Source organism: Mycobacterium sp. NGS24, from assembly GCF_059813065.1.
In genome coordinates, this window is the sequence record NZ_JCALDW010000002.1 from 330,255 (window position 1) to 347,763 (window position 17,509).

Below are 17,509 nucleotides of genomic sequence, written 5' to 3' on the forward strand. Positions count from 1 at the left end.
TGGCTGGATTGCGGCACTGCAATGTTGCAGGCCCATTAAAGGTCCAGCGAAATTTACCGAAGCGCTGATAAGAGCGTGCGGCGGTGATAGGAACTTGGGGATAGGCAGAGAGGTGGAGGGTTAGTGGCTAGGACGGGCGTCACTCCGGTAGCTGTCATTGGGATGGCCTGCCGGATGCCGGGGGGCATCAATTCACCAGACCTGCTGTGGGACGCACTGCTCCGCGGCGACGACTTCGTCACCGAGATTCCTGCCGACCGTTGGGATAACGACTACTACTACGACCCCGAGCCGGGAGTGCCCGGACGCTCGGTCTGCAAGTGGGGCTCGTTCCTGAAAGACGTCGGCGATTTCGATCCCGAATTCTTCGGCATCAGTGAAAAAGAAGCCACTGCGATGGACCCGCAGCACCGCCTGCTGCTGGAGACCGCGTGGGAAGCAATGGAGCATGCCGGCCTCACCAAGGACACCATCGCCAAACAGACCGGTGTCTTCGTCGGCGTGAATTATGCCGACTATCAGCAAGTTCAGATGGCCTCGGACGCCTTCGACGGTCCGTACGGAAACCCGGGATCGCTGTTCAGCATGGCATCCGGGCGCATCTCCCATGCCCTGGGCCTCGCAGGGCCTGCATCCACGATCGATACTGCGTGTTCTTCCGGATTGTTCGCAATTCACCAGGCTTGCCGCAGCATCAGCGACGGCGAGAGCGACATGACGTTCGCGGGCGGCGTCAACGTGATGCTGGAGCCGCGCAGGTCGGCATCGGCCTCAGCGGGCGGCATGCTGTCCGGGACCGGGCGTTGCCACGCCTTCGATGCCAACGCCGACGGTTTCGTTTCCGGCGAGGGTTGCGTGCTGTTGCTGCTCAAGCGTCTTTCGGATGCGCAGCGCGACGGGGACCGGATCTTGGCTGTCATTCGTGCGACGGCGGCCAACCAGGACGGCCGCACCCCGAACATCACCATGCCCTCCGGGGAAGCGCAGGCAGCGCTGTACCAGACGACATTGCAGGCCGCGGGTGTCGACGCCGGCAGCATCGGCATGGTCGAGTCGCACGGAACCGGCACACCGGTCGGTGACCCGATCGAGTACACCAGCCTCTCGAAGGTGTACGCCAAAGACAACAGGGTCGCCATCGGCGCGTCCAAGACCAACTTTGGGCACACCCAGGCGGCTGCCGGCGCACTCGGGATGATGAAGACGGTCCTCGCCCTTCAGCACGGCATCGTGCCGAAGAACCTGCACTTCGAGTCGCTGTCGGACGAGCTGGCGCAGATCGACACCAAACTCTTCCTGCCGGTGGAAAACACCGAGTGGCCGCTGGCCGGCGATGGTCCGCGCCGCGCAGGCGTGTCGGCGTGGGGAATCTCCGGCACCAACGTGCACGCCATCGTGGAGCAGGCACCCGCTCCGACCTCGCCCAATGGCATCGCCACCACCCCGGCCGGCGATGACACCCTGCTGCTCCCCCTGTCGTCTTCCTCTGCAGACGGCCTGCGCCGGACCGCTTCGCGGCTGGCCGACTGGGTCGAGGCGCACGCGACCGAATTCGCCGCGCGGGACTTGGCATACACCCTGGCGCGCCGCCGTGGTCACCGTTCGGTGCGGACCACCGTGCTGGCCCGGAACACCGTGGAGATGGTGACCGCGCTGCGCGAGGTCGCCGACAGCGAAGCGCTCTACCCAGAAGTGGTGGGTCAGGAGGAACGCGGTCCGGTCTGGGTCTTCTCCGGTCAGGGATCCCAGTGGGCCGCCATGGGTGCGGATCTGCTGGCGAACGAGCCGGTCTTCGCGGCGAAGGTCGCCGAGATCGAGCCGTTGATCGCCGCCGAGTCCGGTTTCTCGGTGACCGAAGCGATGACCGCGCCCGACAAGGTGACCGGCATCGACCGCGTGCAGCCGACCCTGTTCACCATGCAGGTAGCGCTGGCGGCGACGATGAAGTCCTACGGTGTGAACCCGGCCGCAGTCGTCGGCCATTCGATGGGCGAGTGCGCGGCGGCCGTTGTCGCCGGGGCGCTGTCCCTGGAAGACGCCACACGCGTAATCTGCCGCCGGTCCCGGCTGATGACCAAGATCTCCGGTTCCGGAGCCATGGCGTCGGTGGAGCTGCCTGCCCAGCAGGTGCTTTCGGAGCTGATGGCCCGTGGCATCAACGACGCGGTGGTCGCGGTGGTTGCTTCGCCGGAGTCCACCGTGATCGGCGGTGCCACCGAGAGCGTTCGCGAGATGATCGCAACGTGGGAGGACCGCGACGTGATGGCCCGCGAAGTGGCCGTCGACGTGGCGTCGCACTCGCCACAGGTCGACCCGATTCTGGATGACCTGTACGACGCGCTGGCCGACATCGAGCCGTTGACCCCGGAGATCCCCTACTACTCCGCGACCTCCTTCGACCCGCGCGAGGAGCCGTACTGCGACGCCAACTACTGGGTGGACAACCTGCGCCACACCGTCCGGTTCTCGGCGGCGGTGCAGGCGGCGCTCGAGGACGGTTACCGCGTCTTCGGTGAACTGTCGCCGCACCCGCTGCTGACCCACGCCGTGGACCAGACCGCACGCAGCCTCGACATGACGGCCGCAGCGCTGGCCGCCATGCGGCGCGAGCAGCCGCTGCCGTTCGGTTTGCGCGGCTTCGTCGGCGACCTGTTCGCGACGGGTGCGACCGTCGACTTCTCCGTCGTGTACCCCTACGGCCACCTCATCGATGCTCCGCTGCCCGCGTGGACTCACCGCACGCTGCTGCTGAGCCGCGACGGGCACAGCTCGCGCGCGCTGAGTTCAAGCGTCGCCGTGCACCCGCTGATGGGTCAGCACGTGCGGCTGCCGGAGGACCCCGAGCGACACGTCTGGCAGGCCGAGATCGGCACCGACGCGCTGCCGTGGCTGGGCGACCACCAGGTGCACGGCACCGCCACCCTGCCCGGTGCCGCCTACTGCGAAATGGCGCTGGCCGCGGCCCGCACCATCTTCGGCGACGGCGCCGTGGTGCGCGACATCCGGTTCGAGCAGATGTTGCTGCTCGACGAGGAAACTCAGGTCACCCTCACCGCGACGGCTGAGGTGCCCGACGAGCTGAACTTCGCTGTCGAGACCAACGAGGACGGGGTCTCGGCGCGCCGGGCTTCCGCCGTGCTGCACGCCGCCGACGAAAACCCCGCGCCGGCACCGCAGGACATCGAGGCCCTGCAGTCGGTGCACCCGAGTGCCGTGCAGGGCGGCGACCTGCGCGACGCCCTGGACCTGTGCGGCATTCAGTACGGGCCCGCCTTCACCGGCCTGTCGGTCGCACACACCGCGGAAGAAACCGGCACCTCGGTGCTGGCCGAAATCTCCCTGCCCAGCGTCATCCGCACCCAGCAGACCAACTACGGGGTGCACCCGGCACTGCTCGACGCGTGCTTCCAGTCGGTGGCCGCGCACCCCAGCGTCGCGATCGCCAGTCTCGGCGGTTTGCTGCTTCCCCTGGGCGTTCGTGAGCTCCGGCTGCACGGACCCGTCCACACCGCCAAGTACTGCCACTCCCGGGTGACTTCGGCGACCGGCGGAGCGGTCGAGGCCGACCTCGACCTGCTCGACAAGCACGGCGCCGTGGTGCTGACCGTCCGTGGACTGCAGATGGGCACCGGTGTATCGGCCAGTGGCGAGCGGGCTCGCGTGCTGGGCGAGCGGCTGCTCACCGTCGAATGGCAACAGCGGCAACTGCCTGACGTGGCCGCCACCGAGCCTGGCTCATGGCTGATCGTCAGCACCTCTGAAGCCGCCGATCTGATGGCGACGTCGCTCACCGACACGATGAAGCTGCACGAGGCGGAGTCGACGACGTTGTCCTGGCATCTGGATGGCGACCACGCCGCGATGGCCGAGCGGCTGCGCGACCAGCTCAACCGTGGCGGCTTCACCGGACTGGTGGTGCTGACCGCGCCGCGCAACGGCACCCCGGACAGCGAATCACCGCGCCGCGGTAGCGATTACGTCCACCACCTGGTTCGCATCGCGACGGAGCTGGCGGAGGTCCAGGGTGAGGCGCCGCGGCTATTCGTCGTCACCCGGGGTGCGCAGATCGTGCTCACCGAAGACGTCCCGAACCTCGAGCAGGGCGGATTGCGCGGGTTGCTGCGGGTCATCGGCGCCGAGCACCCGCACCTGCACACCACCCACATCGACATCGACGAGCAGACCGACGCCGAGCAGGTCGTGCGTCAGTTGCTGCTGGCCGGCACCGACGAAGACGAGACGGCGTGGCGTAACGACGAGTGGTACACCGCTCGCCTGTGCCCCGCGCCGCTGCGCCCCGAGGAGCGGCAGACCACCGTCGCGTCTCATCAGAGCGACGGGGTGCGCATGCAGATCCGCACGCCGGGTGATCTGCAGACGCTGGAGTTCGCCGCCTTCGACCGGGTTCCCCCGGAGCCCGGGCAGATCGAGGTCGCGGTCACCGCGTCGAGCATCAACTTCGCCGACGTGCTGAACGCTTTCGGCCGCTACCAGAGCCTCGACGGGATCCTGCCGGCGCTGGGCACCGACTTCGCGGGTGTGGTGACTGCGGTTGGCCCCGGCGTCACCAACCACCAGGTCGGTGACCACGTCGGTGGCATGTCTCCGCACGGCTGCTGGGCCACCTTCGTCACCTGCGATGCGCGCCTGGCCACCAAACTGCCGGCCGGGATGACCGATGCGCAGGCCGCAGCTGTGACCACCGCCCACGCCACCGCCTGGTACGGCCTGAACGACCTGGCCCGCATCAAGGCCGGCGACAAGGTGCTGATCCACTCGGGGACCGGCGGTGTGGGGCAGGCCGCGATCGCGATCGCCCGGATGGCCGGTGCGGAAATCTTCGCGACCGCCGGCAGCGAGCAGCGTCGACAGCTGTTGCGTGACATGGGAATCGAGCATGTGTACGACTCCCGCACCATCGACTTCGCCGAGCAGATCCGGCGCGACACCGACGGCTACGGCGTCGACATCGTGCTCAACTCGGTGTTCGGGGCAGCTCAACTCGCCGGCCTCAAGCTGTTGGCGCTGGGCGGGCGGTTCGTCGAGATCGGCAAGCGTGACATCTACGGCGACACCAAGCTGGGCCTGTTCCCGTTCCGCCGGAACCTGGCGTTCTGGGGTGTGGATGTGGGCATCATGTCCGTCAGCCACCCGCAGCAGGTCAGCGAGATTCTGAGCACGGTGTACCGGTTGACCGCCGAGGGCAAGTTGCCGATGCCCGAGGCCACCCACTACCCGCTGGCCGAGGCGGCAACGGCGATCCGGGTGATGAGCGGTGCGCAACACACCGGCAAGCTGATCCTGGACATTCCGCAGGCCGGACGCAGCAGCGTGGTCCTGCCCCCGGAGCAGGCGCCGACGTTCCTGCGGGACGCCTCGTACATCATCACCGGTGGCCTGGGCGGTCTGGGATTGTTCCTGGCCGAGAAGATGGCCGCGGCCGGAGCCGGCCGGATCGTGCTGAGCTCGCGGTCGCAGCCGACGCGAAAGGCTTTGGAGACAATCGAACTCATCCGTTCGATCGGATCCGACGTGGTGGTGATGTGCGGCGACATCGCGCAGCTCGACACGGCCCACAAGTTGGTGGCGACAGCGACGGCCACCGGGCTGCCGTTGCGTGGCGTGTTGCACGGTGCCGCGGTGGTCGAGGACGCCGTGCTGACCAACATCACCGATGAGCTGATCGACCGGGACTGGGCTCCCAAGGTGTACGGCGCGTGGAACTTGCACGAGGCGTGCGCCACGGCGGAGCTGGACTGGTTCTGCTCGTTCTCCTCAGCGGCCGCGTTGCTGGGCTCGCCGGGTCAGGGCGCGTACGCGGCGGCCAACAGCTGGTTGGACGCGTTCACCGCCTGGCGGCGCGCACAGGGCCTGCCCGCCACCGCGATCGCCTGGGGCGCGTGGGGTGAGATCGGCCGCGGCGCGGACTTCGCCGAGGACAGCGGCGCCGCGATCGCTCCGGATGAGGGTGCCTACGCGTTCGAGGCGCTGCTGCGCCACGACCGGGCGTACTCGGGCTACACCCCGCTCATCGGGACACCGTGGATCGCGTCGTTCGCTGCGCGGAGCAAGTTCCTCGAGATGTTCAAGACCGCGGGCGACAAGCGTTCTGGCTCGAGCAAGTTGCGCGCCGAGTTGTCCGAGCTGCCGCTGGAGGAATGGGCCGGCCGGTTGCGCCGGCTGCTGTCCGAGCAGATCGGGCTGATCCTGCGTCGCAACATCGACCCCGATCACCCGTTGTCGGAGTACGGCCTCGACTCGCTGGGCAATCTCGAGTTGCGCACGCACATCGAGGCTCAGACCGGCGTACGCATCACCTCCGCGGACATCACCACCGTCCGAGGATTGGCGGATCACCTGGTCGACAAGATGGCACCCAAAGAAGGTGTGTCCGCATGACTTGATGTGATCGCGAAATGACTTGTCCTGCAGGACTTCTAACATAGGAGGAAGCGTGTTCATAGGCGGAGGGTCTGAGCACGACAGCTTGCGTGTCGGTAACGCGTACGACTGGGACCCGGGTCAGGGCACCGTCATCGCGTGGGAGCCGACTGCCGGGTGCCTCGCGAAGGCACAGCAAGCTCCAGCTACTCCTGTGCCTCCGAGCTGCATGCAGGCGGGTCACCTTCGCGGTTACGTCGAGTTCCGCGACAAGGGGCTCGACTACTCGCGCGCGATCATGGGCTCGTGGGAAGTGCCCGGCCGCTGCGACATTCGCGCCATGACGTACGTCATCAACACGCACCTGCGCCGCCACGGCACGTACCACAGCTGGTTCGAGTTCAAGGATCCGGACAACATCGTCCGCCACACCCTGAAGAACCCGCGTGACATCAACTTCGTCGCCAAGACGTACGGCACGATGACGCAGCCCGACTGGGAAGCCCACGTGATGGCCACCCCGGATCCGTTGCAGTGGGACTGCTTCCGGTACGGCATCATTCAATACGAAGACAAATTCGCGTTGTACGCGGTGGTGGACCACCTGCACTGCGATCCGATGCTGATCGCCGGGTTGTACGTGGAGATCGTGATGAACTACAACGCGCTGGTCGAGGGCCGGGCCCCGATGACCATGCCGCCGGCGGCGAGTTACGACGATTTCTGCATCCGCGAAGCCGAAACCATTGCGTCCATGACGCTGGAGTCGCCGGAGGTGCGGACCTGGGTCGAGTTCGCCGAAGCCAACGGTGGGACGCTGCCCGACTTCCCGCTGCCCTTGGGCGACCAGTCGATCGCGTGCGGCGGTGACGTCCGCGTGGAGCAGTTGCTGGCCGCCGACCAGACGGCGAAGTTCGAGGACATGTGCCGCCAGGCAGATGCCCGGTTCAGCGGCGGGCTGTTCGCGTGCGCCGCCCTGGCGTACTACGAAATGACCGGCGAGCTCACGTATTACGGGCTCACCCCCACCGACAAGCGCAAGACTCCGGCGGAGTACATGACGGTTGGCTGGTTCACCGGGATCGTGCCCTTCACCGTGCCGATCGACCCGAACTCTTTCGAGGAGACGGCGCGCGCCGCCCAGGCATCCTTCGACGCCAACATGAACGTCAAAGAGGTGCCCTTCGATCGCGTCCTGGAATTGGCCCCGTGGCTGCGCAAGCCCGGCCCGCAGTTCACGATGATGAGCTACATGGATGCCGGCCTGCCGCCGCTGTCCGGCATCGTCGCGACCGCGCTGGACGGGGTGAACGCAGCGGCATACACCGACGGACGCAGCCCGGCGTACAAGTACTCGACGGTGTTCCGCCTGTTCGACGAGGTCTCGATCATGGTGTCCTACCCCAACAACCCGATCGCGCGGGAATCGGTGACCCGCTTCACCGACCAGCTGAAGTCGGTGTTCCAGCGGGTGGTGGCCGGCACGTTGGCGAACACTCCCGTTCGGGTGGCGCAATAGAGTCGACACGGCTCACCTTCGCTACGCGAAGAGATTTAACGGAGTTGATTACCGGCAATGAAAGCTGTCCTCGCCGTCCATGGCACCCGCGGCGACGTTGAACCCTGCGCTGCGGTCGGTGCAGAGCTTCAGCGTCGGGGGCACGAAGTGCAGATGGCGGTGCCGCCGAATCTCGTTCGCTTCGTCGAGTCGGCGGGCCTGAAAGCCGTTGCCTATGGCCCGGATTCGCATGCGCAGTTAGAGGAAGAGATCTTCCGCAGCTTCTGGCGGGTCCGCAATCCGCTCGGTGTGCTACGTCCGGGCGCGGAGTACCTCACCCGGGGCTGGGCTGAGATGGGTGAAACCTTGGTGGCACTGGCCAAGGATGCCGACGTCATCGTCTCGGGCCAGACTTATCAGGGTGTTCCGGCGAACGTCTGCGAATACCTCGATATCCCGTTGGCCGCACTGCACTACTTTCCGCAGCGCGTACACGGACACATCCTTCCGTTGCTTCCGCCGCCGGCAATCCGCACCGTGATGCGAGGGGTCTATGGCCTGTACTGGTTGATGACCAAGGGGCCCGAGAACGAGCAGCGCCGCGCGCTGGGCATGCCGACCACCAAGGTGTCGTCCGCGAAGCGGATCGGCCGGCACGGATGGTTGGAGATCCAGGGCTACGACGACGTGTTCTTTCCCGGGCTCAAGGAAGAGTGGGGTGACCAGCGTCCGTTCGTCGGCGCGCTGACGCTGGAGTTGCCGACCTCCTCCGACGACGAAGTCCTGTCCTGGATCGCCGACGGCACCCCACCGATCTACTTCGGCTTCGGCAGTATGCGGGTGGAAACCCCCGAGAACACAGTCGCTTTGATCAGCGAAGTCTGTGCCGAATTGGGCACTCGCGCTCTGATTTGCGGCGGTGTCACCGATCTGGGTGACATCCCGGTTCCCGACAACGTCAAACTCGTCGCCGACGCCAACCACGCCGCCGTCTTTCCGAAGTGTCGCGCCGTTGTTCACCACGGTGGCCCCGGCACTCTCGCGGCCGGGATGAAAGCCGGCGTGCCCACCCTGGTGCTCTGGATCAGCGCCGAACAGCCCCTGTGGGCAGCCCAGGTGGTCAAGCTCAGGATCGGCAAAGCGCGACGATTCGCCGGCGTCACCAAACAATCACTGCTGAAAGATCTGCGCAAAATTCTCGAGCCCAAGTACGTCAATCGCGCTCGCGAGATGGCGAAACGCATGACCCCGACAGCGGTCAGCGTGCAGAAGGCCGCGGATCTGATCGAGGAGAAGGTTCGTCAATCTGGCTCGGCAGTACCAGTACGCGGGAGCGGAAAGCTCTCATGACCGCGACAGGTGTAACGCTAACGTCACGATTGACGGCGGCGCCTCGTTACCCCACCGAGACCGGAATGACCTTGTAGGTTTGTAGGGGTGTCGAGCGGTTCTAGTGAGGCTGCCAAGGTCGGGGGGATCTACGACCGCCTAGGTCAGTTCGTGGTGCGGTATCCGTGGCTCACCATCGGAGCATGGATCGCCGTGGCGGTGGTGCTCTTCCTTTCCTTCCCGCCGCTGCAGGTACAAGCGGGAAAACACCCGCCCAGTCCGTTCCCTGACGATGCCCCGACGATGGTCGTCGCCAGAGAGATGGCCAAGGCGTGGAGCACGACACCCGACGGCAAGCAAGAAGAGAAAAGCGATTCGACCGCCGCAGCGGCGACGCCCACTGCCCTGCTGATGGTCGTCTTGACCAACGAGAAGGGTCTGACCCCCGACGACGACGCCACCTACCGAAAACTCGTCACCAAACTCAACGAAGACACGCAGGACAAGATGTCCGTGCAGAACGCCCTCGACGACCCGGAGATGCGCAAGCTATTGGTCGCCAAGGACGGCAAAGCGTTCATCCTGCCGGTGAATGTTCCTGGGGACCAGAACGATCCGGCCACCCTGGCCACCTACAAGCGGGTAGCTGCGATTGTCAAACAAACCGTGGCCGGCACGACACTGCACGCCGACCTCAGCGGGCCGTTGGCCACCATCTCCGACATCACCGACATCGGTCAGGAAGATATTCACTTCATCGAGATCGCCACCGTCCTCAGTGTGCTGATCATCCTGATCGTGATCTATCGGAACATCGTGACGATGTTCATTCCGCTTGCGACGATCGGCATTTCGCTGGCCACCGCCCAGGGCGTGCTCTCTGGCGCAGCTGAACTCGGCCTGGACACCAATTTGCAGGTCATCGTCTTCATGACCGCGGTCATGATGGGCGCCGGAACGGACTACGCCGTCTTCCTCATCAGTCGGTATCACGACTATTTGAGGCACGGCGACGATTCCGACATCGCGGTCAAGAAGGCGTTGATGTCGATCGGCAAAGTGATCGCCGCGTCCGCCGCCACCGTCGCGGTCACCTTCCTGGCGATGGTGTTCACCAAACTCGAAGTGTTCTCCGCGATCGGTCCGGCAATTTCGATCTCGATCGTGGTGTCGCTGCTGGCGGCAGTGACGTTCCTGCCCGCAGTGCTGGTACTCGCGGGCAGGCGTGGCTGGATCAAGCCGCGCCGCGACCTCACCACCCAACTGTGGCGGCGCTCGGGAATCCGCATCGTGCGCAAGCCGCGCATCCATCTGGCCGCCAGTCTTGTCGTGCTCATTGCCCTCGCCGCCTGCATGGGAGCCGTGCGTTACAACTACGACGACCTCAAATCGTTGCCGGACGAGGTCGACAGCTCCAAGGGCTACGAGGCGATGAACAAGCACTACCCGATGAACGCGATGACTCCGATGATGTTGTTCATCCAGTCATCCCACGACTTGCGGACACCGTCGGCGCTGGCGGATCTGGAGCAGGTGGCCGGTCGGGTCAGTCAAGTCCCGGACATCACGATGGTGCGCGGCCTGACGCGGCCCAATGGGGAACCGCTGGAACAGATGAAGGTGTCGTGGCAGGCCGGTGAAGTCGGTGGCAAACTCGACGAAGCTTCCAACCAGATCGAGAATCACGGGGGTGACCTGGACCGGTTGGTCGGCGGCGCGAACCAATTGGCGGACGCTCTCTCCCAGCTTCGCGACCAAGTCACCGGCGCCGTCTCCAGCCTCAGCGGAACAGTCGCGGCACTGACCGCCATGGAGCAGATGCTGGGCGGCGACAAAGCCATCAGCGCGCTGGAGCAGGGCGCACGGTTCACCGGTCAGATGAAGAACCTCAGCGACAGCTTGAACGCCTCGACCACGAATGCGGAGAACGTGGCCGCTTGGGCCGGGCCGATGGTCCGAGCGCTCTATGCCAGCCCCGATTGCAATATCGATCCGGCGTGTGTGAATTCACGCGCCGGCCTGGCGGCAATGGTTTCCGCCGATGACAACGGAACATTGCTGTCCATCAAGGCGATGGCGCGCAATCTGCAAGCGGCGGAACAAGCTTCGACTATTGGTCAAACGCTGGCCAAGATTCAGCAGATGCTGACTCAAGCCTCCGACGCCCTCAAGACCATCAAGAACCTGCAGTCCACCATGAACCAGGCCCAAGCAGGTTCCAATGCCCTCGCAGACGGTAGCCGTGCCTTGGCCTTCGGAGTCAAGGAGCTGGTAGATCAGACCCGACGGATCGGGTCGGGTCTGAATGAAGCGTCCGGGTTCCTGCTGGAGATGAAGCACGACGCCAGCAAGCCGTCCATGGCGGGCTTCCACCTCCCCCCGCAGATCACGACCAGGGAGGAGTACAAGAAGGGCGCCCAGCTGTTCATCTCGCCTGACGGTCACGCGGCGCGATACTTCATTCAAAGCGGGCTCAGTCCGTTCAGCACTGCCGCGATGGACCAGATCACCGCGATCGAGAAGGCAGCGCGCGCAGCCACACCGAACACCGAGTTGTCGGACGCGAAAATCATGGTCGCGGGAGTTCCGACGGGACTTCGGGACACTCGCGACTATTACAACGCCGACATGAACTTCATCATCATCGCCACCATCGTCATCGTGTTCCTGATCTTGGTGCTTCTGCTGCGCGCTATTGTCGCACCGCTGTATCTGATTGCCTCAGTGCTGCTTTCGTATATGTCGGCGTTGGGCATCGGCGTTCTGGTATTCCAGTTCCTACTGGGTAAGGAACTGCACTGGAGTCTGCCCGGGCTCTCGTTCATCCTGCTCGTCGCCGTCGGTGCGGATTACAACATGTTGCTGATCTCGCGAATACGCGACGAGTCGCCGCACGGGGTGCGCTTCGGCGTCATCCGCACCGTGGGAACCACTGGTGGCGTGATCACCTCGGCAGGGCTGATCTTCGCGGCATCGATGTTCGGCCTGCTGTCCGCCAGCATCAGCACCATGCAGGAAGCCGGCTTCATCATCGGCATCGGCATTGTGATCGACACCTTCTTGGTGCGGACCATTACCGTACCGGCCTTGGCCGCCATGATCGGTCAGAAAAACTGGTGGCCGTCGAAATTGGACGGCTCCGGAAACGACGTGCTCAACGAGAAGCTGCAGCAGACGTGGAAGAAGATCTCCCCCCATCTGATCAGGCTTCATTTGATTCCGGACCCGGCCAAGCGGAGACCGCCGCCGAAAACACGGACCCGCGCCACCGCGCCCGCCAACCGGCGGAAGCGACCGGCGGGCGCCGCTACCAAGAACCGCCGGCCGGGCCACTTCGAACCCAGCCACTCGCTTCCGCTGTTCGACCTCACCGGGGTGCGCAAACAACTCACCGATGATCTGCAGTGGGGAGCTTCAGCCCCGGTCAATTCCAACGGCAAGAAGAAAAAGAAGCACGAGGACGAATTCCTCGGTCATTCACTGCCGCTGTTCGGCTACAGCGTCATCCCCCAACAACCGGTCGTCGCAGCGACGGTGGGCAATGGCGCCGGCAACGGCGAATCGAATGGCAGCGGAAGCGCGCCTCTGACGTAATGCCGGCTAGGCATCCAGGCGGGCGAATACGTCCTGTTGGTACAACTCGACGCATTGGGATCGCCGGATCTTGCCGCTTGTGGTGATCGGAATCGAGCCGGGCGACACCAGCACCAGGTCCGAGACCTTCAGTCCATGAGACTTCGAAATCGCTGAAGTTACCTCACGTTTGACGTCGTGCAGGCGGTCCACCGATTCCGCGCTGTCGTCGCGCTTCTTGAGTTCGATGATGGCAACCAGCTTCTCGATGCCCTTGTCGGGAACGGCTATCGCGGCGCAGCGGCCCGAGGTGATCTCCTGGATGGTCGCTTCGATGTCATCGGGAGAATGATTGCGGCCGTAGACGATCAGCAGATCCTTGATGCGGCCAATGATGAAAAGCTCACCGTCAGAGACGAACCCGGAGTCGCCGGTCCGCAGCCAGGGGCCTTCGCGCGTTTCCGGTGCCGGGTCAACGATCTTTGCCGCGAAAACACGTTGTGTCTCTTCAGGTTTCTGCCAGTATCCGGCTGCGACATTGTCGCCGGACGCCCAGATTTCACCGACGGTTCCCTCTGGGCATTCCCGACCGGTGTCGGCGTCCACAATGCGAACGTCCATGGATTGGGGTGAACCGTAGCTCACCAATGGTGTGCCCGACCCGATCTCACACCGGACCGCGGTACCCTCGGGCAACTTGTCGCTGTCGAAGTAGCCGATTTCTGGCGGATTTCCAGGTTCGCGGGTGGCGATGTACACGGTGGCTTCGGCCATCCCATAAGACGGACGGTGTGCCTCCGGCGGAAAATTGAACGGTGCGAATCGGTCCGTGAATCGCTTGAGCGTCGCCGGTTGCACCCGTTCGCTGCCATTGAGAATGCTGTGCAGTCCCCCGAGATCGAGTCCGGACAGGTCCTCGTTCCTCGTCTTGCGCACGGCTAGTTCGAAGGCAAAGTTGGGGCCTGCCGAGACGGTGCACTCAGGCTCGGCCATGAGCTGCAACCAACGCAGCGGCCGTTGCAGGAAGCCCACCGGGCTGGATAGCACCGTGGTGAAGCCACCCAGGATCGGCATGACGATCCCCAGCAGCAGTCCCATGTCGTGATACATGGGCAACCAGGACACAATCGTCAGGCCCGGGGGCGCGACACCGCCCCGAGCCTTGAAGAAGTCCCCGATGATCTGCTCATAGTTGGCGAAGACGTTTCGGTTGTTGACCATGACGCCGGCAGGCGTACGGGTCGATCCGGACGTGTATTGCAGGTAAAGAAAATCCGGTTGTTCATTCCGCGCGGACCGTGACCGTGGCCCCGAAGGTCTCCGCCGTGAATCCAAGTCCAGCCCGTCAACCTCGACAATCGCCGGTTTGGTAGCCGGTCCGTTTGCCTCCACCACCTCTCGGACGTTCTCCGCCACGGTTGAGGTCGTCAAGATGACGGCCGGCGAGGTGTCGGCCAGAACCGAAACGGTCCGCTCGTCGTGGGCACCGCCGTAAGGTACCGACAGCGGAACCGCGATCAGGTTTGCCTGCATCGCAGCCAAGAAACTGACGAGGTACTCGAGCCCCTGTGGCGCCAGGATGAGCGCCCGATCGCCCGTCGAACCGTAAGCCTTGAGATCTTCGGCCAGGTTCGACACTCGCCGGTACAACTGCGCCCACGTCAATGAGGTACGAACGCCGTCCCAGTCCTGCTCGTAATCCACATATGTGAACGCCGTGTCGTTGGGCTGCAGACTGGCGCGCTCACGCAGCACGCCGGGAAGGGAGGACTCAACCACGGACATCACGTTACCTTCGACCCGTTGGTTTCCGTTCAGGAACCGTCAAGGTATCCAGATCAGTCGGCCGCCTGGCCAGTGGGGTTAATCAGCGGGATTGGCCTATGCCATTTGCGATCGTGAGCCAGGCCGATCTGGCGCATGATATTAAGCGCAGCGCCCGAGCCGTGCAGCCGCCGCAACCCTTGCAGCATCGCGATATTTGCCCACAACTCATACCGCCACGCGCCGTAGTGCGCGTTTGCGGTCTTGCGTCCAAAGTGGTTGATATAGGCCATTTCCGTGGTGTACACCCCGAATCCGGCCCGGCGTGCCCGGAACGCGAGGTCGAGGTCGGGCCCCCACCCGTACTGCTTGAAGTCCACCAGGTTCATACCGCCGGTTTCCTCCCAGCATTCGCGGGAGACCACCAGGGCGGTTCCCTCCACGGAGGGCACTACGCGATATTGCGGCCGCGGCCGGTAATCCGCGGCGTGGGGCTTCTGCTCGTCCATCGCGTACGGGTACCCGTGGTCGAACATCGGGCCGACGATCCCGGCGTCGTCGGGCAGCCTCGGATCGAGCAAGCCGGCGACGAAGCCTTTCGAGATCCGGGTGTCGTTATTGAGGGTCATCGCATGGGAGTAACCCTCTGAGAAGGCAATTCGAAAGCCGTATTCACTACCGCCCGTCCAGCCGAGATTCTCCCCGGGTGTGTCTACGCGTTCGTTGCCGATCCGGGGGTAATCGCCTCGATTGTCGACGATCAAGTAGTCGGCGCCTTCGCGTTCCAGATCGCCTACCAAGGCGTGCGTGTACTCGTGTTGCCCAAAGACCGGGACGGTGATCAGAACCGACACGCCAGCAACCGTACATTGACGGTAACCACTCCGGGCCGGCATAGCAGACCGAGCGGAACGGATGCGGGACTCATATCAGCGGAATCGTTTACCACGACCGGCCTGCTCGAGCAGGTCGGCCGCAGTCACGACGCTGGTAGTGGCTGTCGTCAGCTCTGCGGCAACGTCGCGGGCTCGGCCAACCGGCTGCGCGCTCAGGACCCGCCGCAGATCTTTCGTCAGAGTTTTCGCGGTCGTGCGTGAAAAGCGGCGAGCTTTACCAACTTTGAGCCGCCGCACCACCGTCGCCCATATCGGTTGGTCAGAAGCAACCCACAGGATCAGGGTCGGCACTCCGGCGCGCAGTCCCGCAGCGGTAGTGCCGGCGCCGCCGTGATGGACTACTGCCCGGCATTTGGGGAAAACGACGCTATGGCTCACACCGCGTACGACCTTGACCCGATCCGAATTGGGCAGGTCGGTGTAATCGGTTGCGCCAGAACAGATTAGAGCGCGCTGGTGGAGTTCCGCGCAGGCCGTGGTGATCATGCGCACCATGTCGGCCGGCGATTCCACTGGCATGCTGCCGAATCCGAAGTAGATCGGTGGGGTGCCCGAGGCAATCCACGCCAGCGTCTCGTCGTCCGAGTCCGTTGGCAACTCTGCGGTAAGTGCCCCGACAAACGGGCGCTGTGCAGTCCATTCCTCACTCAGGCCGGGAAAACACAGCGCGTCGTAAGCCTGTATCTCCAGCGATCCGCGCTGCGCCATCCGCCGTGATGCTGGCGCGGTGGTGTGCGGTAGGCCGAGGTCGCGCCGTTGCGCATCCTCTGGGCGTTTGATCAAGCGCCACTGCGCCCAATCGGTCACCCGCATCGCAGATCTGAGCAACGGCGCCGGCACCACAGAGATCAGGTGGCCATTGGGCCGCATCGGGACGTGATGCCATGCAGCAACCGGAATGTCGTAATACTCAGCGACGTTGGCGGCGGATTCCTGATAAGAGACACCGGTGAAGATCAGGTCGGCCCCGGCGGCCAGCGATTTCAATGTCTCACTCACATCGGCCCACCGCTGGTGGATGTGTTCCATCGCATCGCGAACGGGTTTGATGGGGTCTTTGACAGACCACGGGGTGACGAAAACATCCGGTATGTCCCCAGTGGGCGGACCCATGGGAACCGCCGCCAGCCCCATTTTCTGAACGAAGCCGACTTGATCAGGCGGAGTGGCCATCACGACGTCATGCCCTCGACGCAGCAGCTCAAGACCCACCGCTGCGCAGGGCTCGACGTCGCCCCGCGTCCCGCAGCTGGCAAGGACGAATCTCATCGTCCTTCAGTCATTCGCAAGTTTGTAGACCAGCATGACGTGCGGAACCCGGTACAGCACGTCGAACCAGTCCAGCGGCAGCGGCGTTTCGGAGACTTCGAGGGCGTTTTTTTCGATCCACTCGAGCGCTGTGCGGTAGTCGCCGGCAGCTTCTAGTCGGTAAGCCACTCTGAACAAGCCGATATGGCCTTTGGTCAGCAGTTTTTCCACCCTCGTCTCGGGCAGATCCTCAAACGCGATGATGCTGCGTCGTGCCACTCGCCGGCATTCCTTGATCAACGCCATCGGGTCGTTTGCGTGGTGCAGCACGAAACTGAGCACAACGTGGTCAAACGCATTGTCCTCGAAAGGTATTGATCTGCCGTCGAACACACTGAAGTCGATCGGGATCGTCGTCGCGTCGTGGACGTCGATGCCGGATGCGGTCGCCCCGTGCATCTCTGCGAGGTATTTGCACAGGTGCCCCGTCTCGCATCCGACGTCCAGGACCGTGTCGCCCCGGTTGATGTGGTCACCCAGCGTCCGGGCCTGGCTTTCCAGCCGCTTTCCCAGCACCCGAGGGGACCACGGCATGAGTGTGGCCTGCGCTCGCCGCCCGGCGCGTCGCAATCTGGCGCGGCGGTCCGGCCGCGGACCATCCTCGGTGAAAGAGCGTTGCAGCGCGGTCATGTCGTTCCATTCGCTGGGCAGTGAAGGTCGTAGAGTATCAGTCCAGCCGCTGGTGGCAGGGCGATTTCAGGCACTAGCGTGCAACTTTTCCCCGCCCCGCTGGCCAGCGATACCGCCGACCTGCGGGACG

At 64.3% G+C, this 17,509-nt stretch carries 8 protein-coding genes; 4 read left to right on the plus strand and 4 right to left on the minus strand.

The genetic code is table 11. From position 1 onward, the window contains the following. The first annotated feature begins 123 nt into the window (after window positions 1-123). The 4 genes from pks2 (at window position 124) to AC5Y6Y_RS04410 (ending at window position 12,802) form a co-directional block, all read left to right on the plus strand. Entirely contained in the window at window positions 124-6,399 is a 6,276-nt protein-coding gene (gene pks2 / locus AC5Y6Y_RS04395; RefSeq protein WP_473139632.1) for a sulfolipid-1 biosynthesis phthioceranic/hydroxyphthioceranic acid synthase, read from the plus strand. 211 nt (window positions 6,400-6,610) lie between these two features. Beyond that, window positions 6,611-7,900, plus strand: coding sequence for a condensation domain-containing protein (locus AC5Y6Y_RS04400; RefSeq protein ID WP_463825137.1), 1,290 nt, complete (start codon window positions 6,611-6,613; stop codon window positions 7,898-7,900). A 57-nt stretch (window positions 7,901-7,957) separates the two neighbouring features. Next, complete coding sequence (locus AC5Y6Y_RS04405) at window positions 7,958-9,229, plus strand: glycosyltransferase (RefSeq protein ID WP_463825136.1); 1,272 nt, start codon at window positions 7,958-7,960, stop codon at window positions 9,227-9,229. Between the two features lie 87 nt (window positions 9,230-9,316). Then, window positions 9,317-12,802 (plus strand): MMPL/RND family transporter, encoded by a 3,486-nt coding sequence (locus AC5Y6Y_RS04410; RefSeq protein WP_463825135.1) that lies wholly within the window; start codon window positions 9,317-9,319, stop codon window positions 12,800-12,802. Between the two features lie 6 nt (window positions 12,803-12,808). On the opposite strand, the gene AC5Y6Y_RS04415 is transcribed toward AC5Y6Y_RS04410, so the two are convergent. From AC5Y6Y_RS04415 to AC5Y6Y_RS04430, 4 genes are all read right to left on the minus strand, one after another. After that, a complete protein-coding gene (locus AC5Y6Y_RS04415; protein WP_463825134.1) occupies window positions 12,809-14,566 on the minus strand; it encodes an AMP-binding protein in 1,758 nt (585 codons plus the stop codon). Window positions 14,567-14,619: 53 nt separating this feature from the next. After that, window positions 14,620-15,399 carry a glycosyltransferase family protein gene (locus tag AC5Y6Y_RS04420; RefSeq protein ID WP_473139631.1) on the minus strand — a complete coding sequence of 260 codons (780 nt, stop codon included), beginning with the start codon at window positions 15,397-15,399 and terminating at the stop codon, window positions 14,620-14,622. A gap of 75 nt (window positions 15,400-15,474) precedes the next feature. Beyond that, window positions 15,475-16,710, minus strand: a complete 1,236-nt coding sequence (locus AC5Y6Y_RS04425; RefSeq protein ID WP_473139630.1) for a glycosyltransferase — start codon at window positions 16,708-16,710, stop codon at window positions 15,475-15,477. A gap of 6 nt (window positions 16,711-16,716) precedes the next feature. Beyond that, on the minus strand, window positions 16,717-17,379 hold the full coding sequence (locus AC5Y6Y_RS04430) for a class I SAM-dependent methyltransferase (RefSeq protein ID WP_473139629.1): 663 nt from the start codon (window positions 17,377-17,379) through the stop codon (window positions 16,717-16,719). Window positions 17,380-17,509: the final 130 nt, after the last annotated feature.